Origin of the sequence: Brevibacillus choshinensis, from assembly GCF_016811915.1 — a bacterium.
In the GTDB taxonomy this organism is placed as follows: Bacteria; Bacillota; Bacilli; order Brevibacillales; family Brevibacillaceae; genus Brevibacillus; species Brevibacillus choshinensis_A.
Genome location: NZ_CP069127.1, coordinates 4,481,236 through 4,497,350 on the forward strand (window position 1 = coordinate 4,481,236; position 16,115 = coordinate 4,497,350).

Sequence of the window (16,115 nt, forward strand, 5' to 3'; positions counted from 1 at the left end):
GATCCTTTTTTCTTTTTCATAGGACTTTATTAGATACCAGGTCCTCCGCGAGAGCTGTTAATTCGTCAGTTTGGATAGTGCCCCGAAATAATCGACGACGACTTCACGGAATTCTAGAGCAGCTCGCGAAATATACCGACTCCTGTGCCATAATAAAGCGATTTCCCGCACCAATTCGTGATTCTCTACTTGGAGATATTTGATTTGTTCCCGAGAATCTCTTGCCGTACTTGGTATGAAGGCTATGCCAATGTCTGCTTCCACAAGCTTGATTAGCCTTGCAGGTTCATCTCCCTCATACACATATTTAGGTGCAAATCCAACCGATCTGCATATTGAGTCTACTAAATCGCGTGTACCGTAACCTCTCTTTACGCCGACAAACCATTCATCCCTCAATTCTGTCAAAGATACGATGCTTCGGTCTGCCAGTCGATGTCCCCTTGGAACAGCTACGAGGATGGGGTCGATGAACACGATTTGACATTCAATGTCATCCTCTTGTATAGGTGGTGAGGACAAGCAAAAATCGACCTCTCCTCTATGAAGAAGCGCAGCCATTTCCTGCGTGCTCAGCATTTGTACGTGAAATTGGATATCAGGCAGCTTTTTCCGAAACTCTCGAAGGATATCGGGCAGCGTGCTTGCAGTAGTCACCGCCAATTCCAGTGTGCCATGCTCCGGGCTGGACAAATCGCTAAGCTCCAGCTTCCCCTGTTCCAATTCAAACAATGCTCTTTCCGCACGGCGCAGGAATTTGCTTCCGAACTCATTCAACCGCAGCTTTCTCCCTTTTCGATCAAATAGAGGGACTCCTAGATCCTCCTCCAATCGTTGAATCGTTTTGCTTAGTGACGATTGGGTCACATGCAGGCTTCGTGCAGCTTCGGTCACATGTTCCATACGAGCTACCTCGAGAAAGTATTGCAGTTGAAGAAGTTCCATTTCGCATCCTCCGTTCATTCCTTCAAATCAATGAAATCATAACATGAAATGCGTTGGAGTAAATGTTTGGTTTACAGTACGATATCATCAAAACGCTTTAGGGGGGCTGAAAATGGGGGCTCACAGCAGGTGGTTGATGATTTCCGTTGGACTGGGGATACTATTGAACCCATTAAATTCTTCGATGATTTCTGTTGCTATTGCGAGGCTGCAAGATGTGTACCGTCTTGACTTCACTGTTGTTTCGTGGATCATTTTCTCTTTCTACATTGCGAGTGCCATCGCTCAACCTGTCATGGGAAAGGCAAGCGATTTGTTCGGCCGTAAGAAGATATTTCTTACCGGGCTTGTCGTATCCTTCATAGCATCATTATTGGCTCCATTATCACCAAACTTTGGGTGGCTCATTGTGTTCCGAATTGTGCAAGCAATCGGAACAAGCATGATGGTTGCAGTTGGAATGGCCCTTGTACGAATTCATATTACGGAGAAACAAGCGACTGCGCTGTCCGTATTGTCTATCTTCCTATCCGGAGCAGCAGCGATTGGACCGTTTATCGGCGGGGTCTTGATTCATTATTGGGATTGGTCTGCTATCTTTCTCGTTAATATTCCGTTCTTGGTGGCGAGCTTGCTGTTAGCTTGGAGGATGATTCCAAAGGACGAATCCCCAACATCCGTGCTACTTAGCATGTCCTTTCGAAAATGGCTGGATTTGATTGATGCAACAGGGATCCTGCTCTTCACAGTGGGCCTGGTTGCACTGCTATTTGGATTACTGTCAGCAAAATCATCCGGGCATGTCTCATTGTGGCAGATCATTGTCGGGGTGATTGGCCTCGTGCTGCTTTTGGCTTTCGTACGACATGAGTTAAAAACGGCGTCACCCTTTATTCCTCTGCGGACATTCGCCAAGTATCCTGCGATGACTTGGGTCAATGTCGAATTCATGCTTGTTAACGTCCTTTTTTACTCGCTTTTTTTCGGGCTTCCGTCCTACTTGCAAAAGGTGCGTCATGTCAGCGAGTTCCATACAGGGATTCTCATGCTAAGCTTAGGTTTGTGCTCACTCGTTGTTTCTCCAATAGCAGGACGATGGATTGATAAATCAGGACCTCGGTCGGCATTGATCGTATCCGCACTACTAATGGCATTTGGGTCTGTGTGGCTCGTGTTGTTACATCAAGATTCACATGTCATCAGTGTGTGTTTGGCTTTAGCTGCGTTTGGTATCAGCAACGGGTTAAACAATGTCGGTATGCAAGCAGCCTTGTTCAAAAGTTCTCCAAAAGAAATAATCGGAGTAGCATCCGGATTATTTAATACATCCAGATACCTGGGGACCATTCTATCCTCGTTGTTGATCGGCATTGTAATGGGAGATCAGTTCAGCTCCGAGGGGTTGCGAGTGCTGGGGATTATCCTCACGACAATCGCATTGTTCTTGGTATTCATGAGTCTGCGACGGGAATCGAGACAATTGAGTCCAGCTTCCAAGTGAGCAACGCATTCATGAACGTAAGATGCGCATGCCAAATATCCTTCCAGAAACTTAGTGGAAGGCTTTTCTTTTCCTGATCTTTTATAGGATTTAAGCTAAATCAAGGAAAGCTTGTTCTCCGGTTTCAGATAGAATCGTTGCCTCGACTTTTTTGCCGATACCGGGAATCGATTGGATCATCTCATATTCTTAATGGGAAGCCCCCGGCTGACCTCAGCATACGACGGGTTCGATCGTGTAAAAGATCAAGCCAGTCTAACACTTTATTTTCGTGTTATGACTGGCCTTGATCCGCATTATCGCCCGCTCGACTGTACGATTTTCGCCATTTCAATCGGCTTTTCTTTCAGGAACAGTGCGCTGATGGCAGCCAATCCCGCCAATGCGGAGAAATACATAAAGACGTTGGTAAAATCAAAGCTTCCGCCCGAACCGACATTGACCAAGTATCCAGCGACTAATGGCGTCAGAAACGCGCCCAGCTGTCCGCTGCCATTGACAAGACCCGTGGCCCCCCCGACGACCTCGCTCGGGTAGCGCTTCTGCAGAGCTGCAGTGACGGATCCGGAATTGAAAGCAACGAAGAATCCCGAGAGGAATAGCATCGCAAGCAGGACAGGGACATTTCCCTTTTCAACAGTGCCGATCATCCAGAGTACCGGAATGCATCCGAGGTTGGCGATCAAGGCGATCGGTTTCATTCGTCCCAGTTTGTCCATGAGCCAGCCTCCCAACAGGATGCTCACAATGCTGATCACGGAAGGCAATGAGGCGACATACCCCATCTCCTTGATGTTAAAGCCGTGCTGCTTGACCAGGAAGGTGCTCAGCCATGTCGTGAAGCCCCAGAGAATCCCCATTTGGCAGAACATGATCAGGCAGATGATATAGAACGTACTGTCCTTCAGATAGACTTTATTTCTTCCTTTTTCAGTGGTTGCCTCGGGCATCGTTACCCCTTTGTCGGCACGGATCAGGTCCATTTCCTCTTGGCTCACTCTGCCTTTTTTGTACATTTCATCTGGCGTGTCCTTAAAGAATAACCACAGCAGCAAAACTCCGATCGCCCCTGGGATTGCCAAGGTATAAAAGACGGGCCTCCACTGACCATCAAACAGAGTGGCGGAAAGATTCGTCAAGACAATCGGAACGATAGCCAATCCGACGTAATTGGACGTGTTGAAAATCGAGAGGGCCGTTCCCCGCTGGGAGTATGGAAACCAATTGCTGATCGCCTTTGCCGCAGGCGGGAAATGATGGGCCTCACCTAACCCCAAACCGATTCGAACGGCAATGAATTGCCCAAAGTTTTTCACGAAACCCGTGACCACAGTGACGAGAGTAAAAGTTATGATAGCGACATTCATGACCTTTTTCGGTCCGAACTTATCTGCCAGAAAGCCGGACGTAATCTGACCGATGGCGTAGGCAAAAAAGAACGCAGATGCGATTTGCCCAACCTCTACCGGAGTCAAATTCATATCCTTTTGAATAAAGGGTAAAAACGTTAACACCGCCACGCGATCGAAGTAATTGATAATGTAGAGCAGCCAAAGAATGAAAAGGACGACGTACCGATATCCCCATGCTTTTTTGACAGCAGCAGACATAATGCCCCCCCTTTTACTGGTTTTGAATAGTAAGTTGAAGCTAGCAGTTGGACTGAGGAATCGGTTTTTCGTTCACGTTAAGCAACAATTGTTCATAAGCTTCTACACTAAGCCCCATGCTTAACGCGCCATCTATGGAGATCGCTTGACCAGTAATATAAGCAGCTTCATCCGTACAGAGATAATGGACAAGCGAAGCTACTTCTTCTGGAGTGCCGTAACGGCCTAGGGGGATGATTAGCTTCGTTGCCTGCCTTTGAGCGTCGGTTTCCCAATTTACCATAGGGGTAGCTATTTTTCCTGGACAAATGCAGTTCACTCTAATATTTTTGGAGGCCAGCTCCAGCGCAGCTGTCACCGTCAATCCGACTACGGAAAACTTTGAGGAAACATACGGACTTGAATTAACATCTCCTCGTAAGCCCAGCATGGAGGCAGTATTGATGATCGCTCCGCCGCGAACCATATGGCCTGCTGCATGCTTCATTCCGTGAAGGATACCCATGGAATTGATCTCAAAGGCTCTTTTATAGTTGGAAACGGGATTTTCCGTAACTCTTCCTTTCATACCGCTAACCCCAGCATTATTGAATACGAGGTCAATCTGTCCGAAAGTGTCAGCGGCCTTATCCATCAGAAATTTAACTTCTTCTTCTTTGGAGACATCGGTTTGAATGTACAAGCCTCCAATCTCTTCGGCTAACTGTGTTTGATCCGTAATGTCACCAATGACGACCTTGGCTCCCGCTTTGGCAAAGCGTTTGACCGTAGCAAGTCCTATTCCGGACCCTCCCCCAGTAATGACTGCAATCTTTCCAGAAAGTAAGAACATCATGTCCCTCTCCTTATTTTGATTTCCACGATCAAACATTTGCGTACCGTAACGGATGTTTCTATCAAAATCATGAATGAGTCAGTTCCAAAACCTCTGTGACGATCTTTGTCCACACCTCAGAGCTTTGATCGATGATTTCAAAGTGCTCGACATTAGGAAGTGAGATCATTTCCACTTGGTCTCCTGCTCGCTCAGCAAGCTCTTTATAGAGGCTGGATAGCTTCACCGGAACATTTACATCCAGATCTCCATGAATCAAGATCTGAGGTGTATGTAACGGCAGCAGTGCTACGGGAGAAACCTCTTTGTAACGACCAGGAACTTGCGTCGGAGTTCCGCCTACGAAGTCTGCCACTGGATTCTCAACCTCCACTTTGCTCACGATCCGCTGTTTGTAATGGATAAGCTTCCACATCAGCTCCAGATCGATAATGCCACCCAAGCTTACTACCCCTTTTACGGCTAATGGAACGTTGGAAGTTCTTAGGATGCTCCCTTCCGGCAAACGGTGGCGAGCCGCAAGCCAAACTGCAAGATGGCCGCCGGCCGAATGACCTAATGCCACCGTTCTTGACAAATCCAACTGATAGGTTGGAGCTATCTGGCGCAAAAAGTCAGCAGCGCTCGCTACATCCTGCAAGGTGCCGGGGTACCCTCCTCCAGCATCACCCACCCGTCTGTACTCGATATTCCAAGTCGCTAATCCTCTTCTGGCGAGGTCCTCCGAAACGGGTGTCATCAGATCGAGATCAAACATCGCCTTCCAAAACCCGCCGTGAATGACGATCACAACCGGATGCGGTCCTTCCCCTTCTGGCAGACGTAAATCGCCGAAATGAAACTCATTTTCCCCATACCTCAAACGTACTGCATTTGCCCGTTGAAGCTCCTGTTCATGGTTTGTTGCCATTTCATCGCCTCCAAATGAGTGATACATTGACTTGCATCTCGACAATAGGAGTTTTAAACAGTACCACTATCTTGAGATAGATCATAATTGAATTTTCAGTAAATTGTCAATATTAAATTCCAAATTAGTAGTTCCATTTAGTACTACTTATTCGTTTTTGATGAATTACGAACTTGATAATTTCTTCGATTCCGATAGTATGGAACCATAGCACGAAAATCAGTAGCACCTTAGAATCACTCTTACTTGTGTTTGCAGTAACTGGTATTTTGGTTAAGGAGGCTACAAATGATAGATTTACTTAATAAAATTGGACTCACCGATTTGGAGGCCCGCTGCTACCTCACCTTGCATGAAGAGCCCAATTTATCCGGCTACGAGGTGGCCAAGCGCGTCTCAGTCTCTCGTTCCAATGTGTATGCTGCCTTGCGTTCGTTGACCGAAAAAGGCGCTTGCCGCTACATTGACGGAGAGCCTGTTCGATATGATGCCGTCCCGATCGAGCAATTGGTTCGTCATTTGCAATTGGAGTTTGAGCAAACGACAAAGTCTTTAATCCGTCAGCTCAAATCCATGCCCAAGAATGAGAATTCCTTTTACAACTGGCAAGGGGACCACCAGATCAAGACAGCCATACACCGGGTAATCGCAAATGCCCATTCGATCATTGTCGCGGATTTATGGTCGGAGGATCTCCATTGGGTAGAAGAGGACTTGCTCGAGGCGGAAAAAAGGGGCGTAACCGTCGTACTCGTCATCATAGGGGAATGTCAAACCTCACTGAAAAACGTCTTTGTCCATGTCAGGAGCGATGAGTGGAGCATTTCGATGGCTCGAAAGTTTTCGATTCTATGTGACTCGCAAACAGCCCTGCTCGGTGGCTTTGGCGGCGATGCCAAGCATACGGCATTGGAGACATCACAGCCTGCGATCATCGAAATGTTGAAGACCGCTTTTTATCACGACATTATCATGCAGCATATCGAACGCGACTTTGCGGAAGAGTTGGCTGAGAAGTACGGGGAAAAGTACTCCAAAATCATTCATTATTACAACAAGGAGAAGGGTTGGGATATCTGACGAGTGGCTCCATTTTGGCCACTTCTCCTGAGCAAATAGGGGCTATCCCACATGGGACGCCCCTTTCTAGACTTTTTCTCTTCCACGCAACCCTACTTCATCTCTACATACTTCAGATCGCCATTCCCCAGCGCATCTGTATAGATCCCGTTCGCTACCTTTTCGCCTTGAAGCCAGCTGAGCGTGTAGAAATAGATCGGGGACAGAGGCATTTCGTCCATCAGGATTTGCTCCGCCTGACCAAACAGCTGCTTTCTTTTCTCGAGATCCCGCTCTTTGGCCGCCTGCTGCAAAAGCTCGTTGTAGTGGGGATTCGTCCAGTTCGTATTGTTGTTGCCCTTCTTCTCGCGGAAAATCTCGATGAAGTTCACCGGGTCGTTAAAGTCCGCTACCCAGCCTCTGCGTGCGATCTGGTAATTGCCAGAATCGAGCGTGTCCAGATACACCTTGAATTCCATATTCGCTACCTTGACATCGACGCCCAGCGTTTGCTTCCATTGATCCTGCACGGCTTCTGCAATCTTCTTGTGCGCCTCGCTCGTGTTGAAGATCAAGGTGATCGGCGGAAGCTTGCTGATGCCCAGCTCCTGCATGCCCTCTGCGAGCAGCTGCTTCGCCAGCTCCGTATCATGATCGCGGAAATAGCCGTCCGGTTTGACTGCCATCGTCGGCGGCAAGATTCCAGTCGCAGGGATTTGGCCCGCTTGCAAAATGTTATCGATGATCGCTTGCCGGTTGATGGCATACCCGAATGCTTTGCGGATTTTCACATTGTTGAACGGTGGCTTCTCAATATTGAATTGGTACCAGTACGTATTGGCGACTGGGATCACCTTGAATGCTCCGGATTCCTTCAAGGCCGGGATGGCATCCGTAGGCAGCGTGCTAAACGGTCCGCCCGCCCAATCCAACTCGTCGTTTTCGAACATGGACAGCTCTGTGTTCTGATCTTCAATCATCGTCACGTCGATCTTGTCGACCTTCACGTTGTCTTTGTCCCAGTAGCTGTCGTTTTTCACGAAGCTCATTTTGTTCTTGTGCGCCCATGTCTCCAGCTTGAAAGGACCGTTGCCTACATGGCTGCTTGCCTCCATCGCCCAATTCGGATTGGCTTCCACGACCTTTTTGTTCACAGGGTAGTACGTTGCGAAGGCAGTCAGCTCCAGGAAAAAGGGCGTTGGATTCTCCAGATGGACCTCGAGGGTCTTGTCGTCGAGCGCTTTTACGCCGACGTCGTCCCTTTTGGCTTTACCTGCGTTGTAGTCAGCGCCATTTTTGATGTAAAAGAGCTGGTAGGCGTAATCGGAAGCCGTCTGCGGATCGAGAGCTCGCTTCCAGGCGAATTCAAAATCGTGGGCCGTTACCGGATCTCCATTGCTCCACTTGGCGTCCCGCAAATGAAACGTGTAGGTCAGGCCGTCTTCCGATGTCTCTATCTTTTCGGCTGCGGCTTCGTGAAACTTGCCATCCGGTCCTTTGCGCGTCAAACCGTCGAACGTGGAGGAAACCACCATGCTCGAGATGTTGTCATCCGAGAGCCCCGGGTCTGCCGTCGAAGGCTCTGAGCCGATATTGAAGCGGAAAACCTTTGTACCGCTTCCTGCGGTGGACGTCCCGGGAGCTGGCTGACTGCTCTGGCTGCCTTCTGATGTCGGCGGTTTTGCTGCTGGAGAGCTCGCGGTCGAGCATCCTGCCAGCACCCCTGCCGCGAATAGACAAGTAACAAGAAATGCGCTCACCCTTCTCTTCATACAAGTTCCCCCTTTATTTTCCAGCTGACCATACTATAGCGCATGATCTGGAGGCCCGGAATAGAAAGCGGGAAGATTTTATTATGATTTATCAGATTATTGTTTTTGTTCAAAATAATAAAAACTAATAAAGCTAGCAATGTTTACCGAGGTTTATCAAAGAATCCGATAGAGCTGAGTGAAAAGGCGTCCGACTTTGGAGTGTAGCCGACCCTCTTTCTTGTTTCATCGAGATTGAGGCGCTTGAATCGGTTGTCAGAAATGCCGTGCAGGATCGTAAAAGGAGGAAGCTCTTGCGCAAGCATGGCCTTCTCGATGAGATCGCACAAATCCTCTGGACTGATATAAGCGCTCATGTCCCGGGCGGAAAGTGGCTCTCCATCCGGTCGATACTCATCATACGCTCCGATTCGCACAGCAATGCTCTGTAGCCCTTCGCTGTGGGCAAAATAAGAGGCAAGCGATTCACCGAAGCATTTGCTCACTCCGTACAGATTGCGTGGGCGTGTCGGCATATCCGGGTAAACCTGGGCATCCAGCGGGTAACCTTCTATCGCTTGGGCACTGCTCGCAAAAATGATTCGCCCTACACTTTGATCTTTTGCAGCACGAAACATATTAAACGTTCCTTTGATGTTGTTTTCCAGCAGGGATTCATAAAAGCCGGCATCAGGGGACGGATCTCCTGCGAGGTGAATGACGGTATCGATCCCTTTGCAAGCGTGTTGGCAGGCTTCCAGATCTGCTACCTGGAGAGTCAGCTTCTCGTGCTTCGGGTCATGAGCGATATCCAGCCTGGACAAATCCAGATCAGCCAATCGCAATGAATATCGGTCTTTAAAAAACGCTGTTAAGGCACTTCCTATTCTTCCCGCAGCGCCAGTAATTAGGATTTTCATAGTAACAGCTCCCTCTATGTAAAAGTGAATTGCCCTCTCTCACACCACAAATGGAGCAAGGACAGCCAGAACGATCGAGCACACGATGAGCGTAACGGTGAGCGGCCTCGGGAGCTTCTCTCGGCCTCGCCCTTTGTACCAGCCGGCAAACTGCCACTTGTTCCTGAATAAAAGGAAGACCCACAGGTAAATCGCGAGCCCGAGAAGCCAGCCATTTACGGAATCAAAGCCGAGCAAGGCGTATACCTGGTGCAGCATTGCGCTCAGAGCAGCGCCAAACAGAATCATGAGCAAAACGATGCGCACGATCTCTAGCAAGAACCCCATCTCTCCCTCCTCCCTCTTTCGCACATGGAAGAGAAACCAGGCTGCCACCAATCTTTCGACAGCCTGTGTCTCCTTCCTTTCTACTCCCTCTGGTATTTCTGCGGCAGCAGCTCCATGATTCCGATTTTGCGAGCGGGCTTCGTATCATCCGGCAAGAGGACGTGGACCTCTTTCCCGTAATCACTGATCAGCTCCCGGCAGATGCCGCAGGGGGAGACAAGACGAGCATCCCCCTGACCGTCGGATAGGACTGCCACAATGGTATCGAATTCATCCTCGCCCTCTGAGATTGCCTTTCCCAGTGCGATCGCTTCCGCGCACACCGCGACTCTCCCAATGTACGCCTCCAGATTGACTGCCGCATAGATCTTCCCCGACTTCGTGCGGACAGCCGCTCCCACATGGTGCCATCCTTCTCTGTAACGTGCCTGGATGATTTCCTTCGCCGATTCGATCAGCTCGACATCCCTGTGATCCAGCTTACTCATGACGATCTCTCTCTTTCCCTTCAAGTGTTGTGTCCTATCCAGGCCTACGATTCCTGCAGCGCAAGCCACGACTGATAATGTTCGTCTATCTGCAGCTGGAGCTGCTCACTTTGCGCTTGCCATTCGATCAGCTGCTGGTAGTCTTCTTTTCCCGCAGAGAGACGTGAAAGCACCTCATCACGTTCACTCTCCAGCTTCGCAATCTTTTGCTCCAGTTCGGCAAGCTTGTATGGATTCGGACGCTTTGCCGGCTCTGGAGGACGCAAAGCTGCAACTGGCTTCGGAGCAGCCACGACCTCGACTGCTGCCCATCTTGCCTTGGCTGCCTGCCGCTGCTTGCGTTTTTCCCTCGCCTCCTCATAGGTCCCGATATCGTGGACGAGCTGCTTGTCCTCGACCCAGAACACCCCGTCGGCCATCTTTTGCAAGAAATAGCGGTCATGCGAGACGATGAACAGCGAGCCTTTGAAGTCGGCCAGCGCTTCCTCCAACGTCTCCCGCGCTTCGATATCCAGATGGTTGGTCGGTTCGTCCAGCACGAGCAGGTTGATTTCCTGATGCATCATTTGTGCTAGACGCAGGCGCATCCGCTCGCCGCCGCTCAGCTGCCCGATCCTTTTAAACACATGCTCGCCGTAAAAGAGAAACTTCGCCAACAGATGCCTCGCCTCCGCCTCCGTCACATGCGCCACTTCCCGGAACAAATCGATGACACGCTGGCTTTGATCGCCCTCCAGCGCTTGCTGGGACAAGTATCCGACCTTGACGTTGCTGCCGATTTTGAGAGTGCCCGCATCTGGCTCTGTTTCCCCTAGCAGCATGCGGATCAACGTCGATTTGCCGCAGCCATTCGGACCGAGCAAGGCTTTGCGTTCGCCGTATCGAAGCAGGAACCCCGCATCCGCGAACAGCGTTTTTCCTCCATATGCTTTGTGCACGCCCGTTGCGATCAGCACATCCTGGCCGCTTCGCTCGGTCTTTTGAAAAGCGAGCCCCATGCGATCCGCTTCCATCTTGGGGCGGTCGATCCGCTCAATTCGTGCCAACGCTTTTTCCATGCTTTTCGCACGGCGGTGAAAGGCCTCGTTTGGAGGATTCGAGCGATTCCCCCACTCTTTCAGCCGTTTGATCGTTTCCTTCATTTTTTTGATTTGCTTTTGCTGCTCCTGATAGGCGGCGAATTGACGAAGCAGCCGCTCTTCACGCTCCCGGGCAAAAGCGCTGTAATTGCCGATGTAGTACTCTGCTTCTCCACCGTCGACATGATAGACAGAAGTCACGACGGCATCGAGGAAATAGCGGTCATGAGAGATGATCAAGACTGTGCCTGGATAGTCCTTTAAGAATCCTTCCAGCCATTCCATGGACTCTACGTCCAAATGGTTCGTCGGCTCATCGAGCAGGAGCACATCGCTGCGCTGGCAGAGAAGCTTGGCGAGGCCTGCTTTCGTCTTCTCTCCGCCGCTTAAGTGGGCAAAAGGCGTTTGCAAATGCTCAGGCAATATGCCCAGCCCTTCTACGACCTGCGCCATCTTCGTCTCCCACTGATAGCCGTCCAATTGCTCGAACGCTTCCTGCAGCTTTTGATAGCGCTGCATCAGCCTCTCTAGATCGGCAGCAGATTCGGATGCTTCGGCCATCTGCTGCTCAAGGCCGCGCATCTCCACCTGTAACCGGATGACTTCTTCAAAGGCACTGGCAATGACATCCCGTGCCCGCCAATCCTGCGGGTAGCTCGGCGACTGCGGCAGGTATGCCCACACACTGCCTTTTGCCCGGTACAGCTCACCTGCGTCCGGTGTCTCGATGCCTGCGAGCAGCTTGAACAACGTCGTTTTGCCGGCACCATTCGGACCGACGATCCCGACTCGCTCTCCTGCCTTGATCTCGATGGTAATGTCTTGCAAAACGGGATCCGCCCCGTACGATTTTTTAATTTGGTGCGTAGCGACTAGTATCATCGTGAAAATCCTCCTTGGTAGTGGATGGTAACGGAAAAACAAAACGCAAAAAAGCCGCAGGCCTACGCCCGCGGCATCGTCTAAGGACAAATCAATCGGCGACAGCTCTGCTGTGCCCAACCGTGTCCGTATTCGCATAGAACAAAACAACCGTTCCTTATCGATGCATGGTACGCCTATGGATAACCTGTTCAGTTGTATGGTTAAAAATGGGCAGACTGATCCCGTTGTATGCTACATCATGTGTCATACTGGTAATCTCTACCACAAACCATGCGTGAACGGCTCCAAACACGTACCTACACCTCCATTTCCAAGGAAGAATTTTACCTATCCTCCACTATACAACAGTTTGATGCTTTTCTCAACCTGCTCTCTGAAAAAACGGACAGATGCCGAGGACTACTGGGCAAACAGCGGTTTTTTCGTATCTGCATCCAGGAAGACCACCGTGGTATACGGCGGCAAATCAGCTTTTGCTACAATATACGGGTATGCGATCGCTTGGGTATACATCCTGCCCGGCTCTGGCTTTGTCTTTTTGACATACACCAGCAGCTGCTCCCAGCTCCACTGGGTATGCGTCACCTGCAGCCCGTATCCGGGATTCGGAGATTCCCCCCGCGCGATTACGTACAGATTGCCCCGCTGGTAAATGCCTTGTTCTTTTCGCACCGATTCGACATAAACCCGTTCATCCTTGGTCAGCTTGTCTTCGGTGAGCAGGACCAGAGCTCCCTCATGCTGGGCTGCCGACACTTCCACCGCCTTCTTTTGGGCGTTCCACGTAATTTTGCCACCTGCTTGTTCTACTATCCATCTCAGCGGCAGGTATACCTGGCCATTTTGAACCTTCGCCACCTGTCCATTTTCCACCCATTTTCCATTGACCGCTACCTTTCCATCGCTAAGCCGAAACGTAAAGCTCAGTTCATCCGAGAGCTTCAATACCCCATTGCCAGCGGATACCTTCCACTCCCCTTGCAGAAGCCGGCTCGCATCCTCAGCCGCAACGTATGTCCGCTGTCCCACGAGGATCGGTGCTTTGCCGAGAGTGGCGAGCACGCCATTCACATACACTTGCGCGGCTGCTGGTGCTGCAGGAGCAGCTGCAGCCGGATATGCCGCAAGAATTTGGATGCCCAGCGCGGCCGCGATCAAGATCTTTCCCTTCATCGTCGTTCCTCCATTCATCTGAACGCTTCTTCGTTGTTCCTATCTTGTAAGACTAGCAATCGGTTTTATTCGTTTCATTCCGGATAGAAGAAAACCCGATTTTCCACTCATGCGAAAAAATCGGGTCATTGGGGCAGTCAGTGCAAAAACCAGCTGCCCATGAACACGACAGCAGGAATCGTCAACAGAGCCAGAAGGGTAGAAAAGACAGTGGTCATCGCACCCATTTCCTCGTCCGCCTTGTAGCGTCCAAAAAGAATGGAAGCCAAGGTCAGGGTGGGCATCGCTACCTGCACGAGTGTCACACTCGAAATGTCTTTGTCGATCGTGAAGGTGGACAGCAGAAAAGCAGTCAGTAAAGGAAAGACAAATAATTTCATCGCAATCGGCATGCTGAGGAGCGGGAAGGAAACCTGCGGCTTGCTCTTCAGAAACATCGGCAGCAGCATCCCGATGTACATCATTGCCAGCGGGGAAGCCAGCTTGGACAGCGTGCCAAACAGCTGCTTGACAGGCTCAGCCGGAGCAAAGCCGATCATGGCCGAGCCCAGCCCAATAACGATCGCAATCATCGGAATGTTGATGATGGTTTTCAGGCCTTTGAGCGAGAAGGCTCCTTTGTCCTGGAGCATCATCACGGCAACCGTCCACAAGACGACATCCACCCCTGCATCAAAGATCGCGGCCAAGAGCGCTCCCTTGGGTCCAAAGAGGGCGGCACAGAGCGGAAGCCCGATAAATCCGGTGTTCCCCAGCGCGGACAGGATGGCAATCTCCCGGCGCTTTTTGGATGAAAGGGGCAAAGTCCGTGCTCCTATCCAACCGACGGCGATTCCCAAGCAGTTTAAAAGAATGGAAATGATGAAAATTGAAAAAATTTGGGTCAGCGTATTGCTGTCAATGGGGGTCTGAAAGATTCCGTCCAAAATAATGCAAGGCATCGCCACGTTGACGATGATCGTAATGACAAGCTGGCGGGAATCGGCCGTCAGCGGCTGTCGATAGCCAATCAGGCTACCGATTCCGATGATGACGGCCATGATCAGAATGGATTGGGTCAATGTCTGAAATTCCATGCCGTCCTCCCGCCTACATCTGTACAGGCAGCCATGTCAACTCAGTCGGCTCCCCTTTGTCACAGGTACGTAAAATGTCTCCGCAAAGCGGTACAGCCTTTTCCAAGGGCACGCACCACGAGACGGGAAAGGTGACTTCATTTCCTTCAATCACGAGGCCAGCCATCACGCCCGGATGCTTGTCCGTTGTAAGCACATAATGCTGCTCCTCCGGCTCATGCTCTTTCCATTGCACGAGAACCTGCCCGTTATTTCCCCCTGCCACGACCAAATCCACGTGATCGCCGTAAGCAGCGTGGACCAGCGTGCGGGAGCTCCCGTTCAGCTGTGCGATTTCTTTGAGGACCTCATGCCAAGCGACGTGCTTCTGCTCGATCCCGCTTTCATCTGTATAAAGACGCCAGTCGTTCAACATCGTATTGGACTCCTTTTCTCATCTGCTCATATCTAGCAAGTCATTGCCACGATTCGTACCTAATTGTACGCTTCTTTGCTGCGTTGCTCAATAACAAAACCTCCCGGATCCAAAGGCCTGACATAGCCTTCCCCTTCCTTGTGTATCCTAAGGGGGAGCAAAAAAGCGGAAAGAAAAACCGATCAATCAAATCGGATTTTACACTTTTTTGATTGACAAACCTTATTTCCGCCACTACTATGAAGCAGTAAAATTCTAAACCATCAAAGGGGATCATTCAATGAAAAAGCTACTTTTCTCCGCCTTAATCTCTAGCATGCTACTGGGTATTGTCGGCTGCGGCACTTCCGGATCCGGTTCAACCTCCCAGCCAAATAATACGACACCGCCTGCTGACCAAGCCGCTTCTCAAAGCCTGCTCGAGAAAGTGAAAGCAGACAAAAAGCTCGTGATCGGAACAGAAGGTACATACTCTCCTTTCACCTTCCACGACGAATCCGGCAAATTGACAGGGTATGATGTCGAGGTCGTTACTGAGGTAGCGAAGCGCCTGGGAGTAGAGCCCGTGTTTCAGGAAACACAATGGGATGCGATTTTTGCAGGTCTGGATTCCAAACGCTTCGATGTGATTGCCAATCAAGTGGGCATTCGTCCTGACCGCCAGGAAAAATACGATTTCTCCAAGCCGTATTCCGTATCGCATGCAGTCCTGGTCACCAATAAAAACAATACGACTGTAAAAGATTTTAAAGATATCAAAGGTCTGAAAGCAGGCCAATCGATGACGAGCAACTACGCGGACCTCGCTCGCACCAACGGAGCCGAGATCGTCGCTGTCGACAGCTTCAACCAAGCGATGGATCTCATCGCGACCAATCGCGTCGACGTCGTGCTCAACGACAATCTGACTGTCCTCGATTACTTGAAGCACAAGCCAGATGCGCCTATCCAGATTGTCAAGAAAAACGAAGAGGGTCAACCAACCGCCTTCATGTATCGCAAAGGCAGCACCGATCTGGCTGACGCGATGAATAAAGCGCTGGATGAAATGCAGCAGGACGGTACGCTGAAGAAGATTTCCGAAAAATGGTTCGGCGAAGATATCTCCAAATAATTCATTGACAAAACCACTCAACCCTTA

General features: G+C 50.2%; 15 protein-coding genes. 3 read left to right on the forward strand and 12 right to left on the reverse strand.

Going from position 1 to position 16,115, the window contains the following annotated elements; translation table 11 throughout:
- Positions 1 to 57: 57 nt before the first annotated feature.
- Entirely contained in the window at positions 58 to 945 is an 888-nt protein-coding gene (locus tag JNE38_RS22515; RefSeq protein ID WP_203353359.1) for a LysR family transcriptional regulator, read from the reverse strand.
- A gap of 112 nt (positions 946 to 1,057) precedes the next feature.
- On the opposite strand from JNE38_RS22515, the gene JNE38_RS22520 reads away from it, so the two are divergent.
- Positions 1,058 to 2,446: an MFS transporter gene (locus JNE38_RS22520; protein WP_203353360.1), complete on the forward strand. Its 1,389-nt coding sequence runs from the start codon at positions 1,058 to 1,060 to the stop codon at positions 2,444 to 2,446.
- A gap of 296 nt (positions 2,447 to 2,742) precedes the next feature.
- Here the strand turns inward: JNE38_RS22520 and JNE38_RS22530 are convergent, their stop codons facing one another.
- From JNE38_RS22530 to JNE38_RS22540, 3 genes are all read right to left on the reverse strand, one after another.
- Positions 2,743 to 4,056, reverse strand: a complete 1,314-nt coding sequence (locus tag JNE38_RS22530; protein ID WP_203353362.1) for an MFS transporter — start codon at positions 4,054 to 4,056, stop codon at positions 2,743 to 2,745.
- Positions 4,057 to 4,096: 40 nt separating this feature from the next.
- Positions 4,097 to 4,891: an SDR family NAD(P)-dependent oxidoreductase gene (locus JNE38_RS22535; RefSeq protein WP_203353363.1), complete on the reverse strand. Its 795-nt coding sequence runs from the start codon at positions 4,889 to 4,891 to the stop codon at positions 4,097 to 4,099.
- Between the two features lie 67 nt (positions 4,892 to 4,958).
- Complete coding sequence (locus tag JNE38_RS22540; protein ID WP_203353364.1) at positions 4,959 to 5,801, reverse strand: alpha/beta hydrolase; 843 nt, start codon at positions 5,799 to 5,801, stop codon at positions 4,959 to 4,961.
- 288 nt (positions 5,802 to 6,089) lie between these two features.
- Here JNE38_RS22540 and JNE38_RS22545 point away from each other — a divergent pair, with 288 nt between their 5' ends.
- Positions 6,090 to 6,881, forward strand: a complete 792-nt coding sequence (locus JNE38_RS22545) for a TrmB family transcriptional regulator (protein WP_203353365.1) — start codon at positions 6,090 to 6,092, stop codon at positions 6,879 to 6,881.
- Positions 6,882 to 6,973: 92 nt separating this feature from the next.
- On the opposite strand, the gene JNE38_RS22550 is transcribed toward JNE38_RS22545, so the two are convergent.
- From JNE38_RS22550 to JNE38_RS22585, 8 genes are all read right to left on the reverse strand, one after another.
- Entirely contained in the window at positions 6,974 to 8,632 is a 1,659-nt protein-coding gene (locus tag JNE38_RS22550) for a peptide ABC transporter substrate-binding protein (protein WP_203353366.1), read from the reverse strand.
- Positions 8,633 to 8,775: 143 nt separating this feature from the next.
- Positions 8,776 to 9,531 carry an NAD-dependent epimerase/dehydratase family protein gene (locus tag JNE38_RS22555; RefSeq protein WP_203353367.1) on the reverse strand — a complete coding sequence of 252 codons (756 nt, stop codon included), beginning with the start codon at positions 9,529 to 9,531 and terminating at the stop codon, positions 8,776 to 8,778.
- A gap of 39 nt (positions 9,532 to 9,570) precedes the next feature.
- Positions 9,571 to 9,858 carry a hypothetical protein gene (locus JNE38_RS22560; RefSeq protein WP_203353368.1) on the reverse strand — a complete coding sequence of 96 codons (288 nt, stop codon included), beginning with the start codon at positions 9,856 to 9,858 and terminating at the stop codon, positions 9,571 to 9,573.
- 80 nt (positions 9,859 to 9,938) lie between these two features.
- Entirely contained in the window at positions 9,939 to 10,346 is a 408-nt protein-coding gene (locus JNE38_RS22565; RefSeq protein WP_203353369.1) for a cytidine deaminase, read from the reverse strand.
- Positions 10,347 to 10,390: 44 nt separating this feature from the next.
- A complete protein-coding gene (abc-f, locus tag JNE38_RS22570) occupies positions 10,391 to 12,307 on the reverse strand; it encodes a ribosomal protection-like ABC-F family protein (RefSeq protein ID WP_203353370.1) in 1,917 nt (638 codons plus the stop codon).
- A gap of 402 nt (positions 12,308 to 12,709) precedes the next feature.
- Positions 12,710 to 13,483: a stalk domain-containing protein gene (locus tag JNE38_RS22575; protein WP_203353371.1), complete on the reverse strand. Its 774-nt coding sequence runs from the start codon at positions 13,481 to 13,483 to the stop codon at positions 12,710 to 12,712.
- 137 nt (positions 13,484 to 13,620) lie between these two features.
- Positions 13,621 to 14,559: an AEC family transporter gene (locus tag JNE38_RS22580; protein WP_203353372.1), complete on the reverse strand. Its 939-nt coding sequence runs from the start codon at positions 14,557 to 14,559 to the stop codon at positions 13,621 to 13,623.
- 13 nt (positions 14,560 to 14,572) lie between these two features.
- Positions 14,573 to 14,974: a hypothetical protein gene (locus JNE38_RS22585; protein WP_203353373.1), complete on the reverse strand. Its 402-nt coding sequence runs from the start codon at positions 14,972 to 14,974 to the stop codon at positions 14,573 to 14,575.
- 280 nt (positions 14,975 to 15,254) lie between these two features.
- Here JNE38_RS22585 and JNE38_RS22590 point away from each other — a divergent pair, with 280 nt between their 5' ends.
- Positions 15,255 to 16,088: an amino acid ABC transporter substrate-binding protein gene (locus tag JNE38_RS22590; protein ID WP_203353374.1), complete on the forward strand. Its 834-nt coding sequence runs from the start codon at positions 15,255 to 15,257 to the stop codon at positions 16,086 to 16,088.
- Positions 16,089 to 16,115 lie beyond the last annotated feature (27 nt).

What these genes read in the sequence shown, in the direction of transcription:
- JNE38_RS22590 (WP_203353374.1), top strand. Translation starts at nt 15,255, where the DNA reads ATGAAAAAGCTACTTTTCTCCGCCTTAATCTCTAGCATGCTACTGGGT.
- JNE38_RS22540 (WP_203353364.1), bottom strand. Translation starts at nt 5,801, where the DNA reads ATGGCAACAAACCATGAACAGGAGCTTCAACGGGCAAATGCAGTACGT.
- abc-f (WP_203353370.1), bottom strand. Translation starts at nt 12,307, where the DNA reads ATGATACTAGTCGCTACGCACCAAATTAAAAAATCGTACGGGGCGGAT.
- JNE38_RS22550 (WP_203353366.1), bottom strand. Translation starts at nt 8,632, where the DNA reads ATGAAGAGAAGGGTGAGCGCATTTCTTGTTACTTGTCTATTCGCGGCA.
- JNE38_RS22545 (WP_203353365.1), top strand. Translation starts at nt 6,090, where the DNA reads ATGATAGATTTACTTAATAAAATTGGACTCACCGATTTGGAGGCCCGC.
- JNE38_RS22560 (WP_203353368.1), bottom strand. Translation starts at nt 9,858, where the DNA reads ATGGGGTTCTTGCTAGAGATCGTGCGCATCGTTTTGCTCATGATTCTG.
- JNE38_RS22580 (WP_203353372.1), bottom strand. Translation starts at nt 14,559, where the DNA reads ATGGAATTTCAGACATTGACCCAATCCATTCTGATCATGGCCGTCATC.
- JNE38_RS22515 (WP_203353359.1), bottom strand. Translation starts at nt 945, where the DNA reads ATGGAACTTCTTCAACTGCAATACTTTCTCGAGGTAGCTCGTATGGAA.
- JNE38_RS22555 (WP_203353367.1), bottom strand. Translation starts at nt 9,531, where the DNA reads ATGAAAATCCTAATTACTGGCGCTGCGGGAAGAATAGGAAGTGCCTTA.
- JNE38_RS22535 (WP_203353363.1), bottom strand. Translation starts at nt 4,891, where the DNA reads ATGATGTTCTTACTTTCTGGAAAGATTGCAGTCATTACTGGGGGAGGG.
- JNE38_RS22585 (WP_203353373.1), bottom strand. Translation starts at nt 14,974, where the DNA reads ATGTTGAACGACTGGCGTCTTTATACAGATGAAAGCGGGATCGAGCAG.
- JNE38_RS22520 (WP_203353360.1), top strand. Translation starts at nt 1,058, where the DNA reads ATGGGGGCTCACAGCAGGTGGTTGATGATTTCCGTTGGACTGGGGATA.
- JNE38_RS22565 (WP_203353369.1), bottom strand. Translation starts at nt 10,346, where the DNA reads ATGAGTAAGCTGGATCACAGGGATGTCGAGCTGATCGAATCGGCGAAG.
- JNE38_RS22530 (WP_203353362.1), bottom strand. Translation starts at nt 4,056, where the DNA reads ATGTCTGCTGCTGTCAAAAAAGCATGGGGATATCGGTACGTCGTCCTT.
- JNE38_RS22575 (WP_203353371.1), bottom strand. Translation starts at nt 13,483, where the DNA reads ATGAAGGGAAAGATCTTGATCGCGGCCGCGCTGGGCATCCAAATTCTT.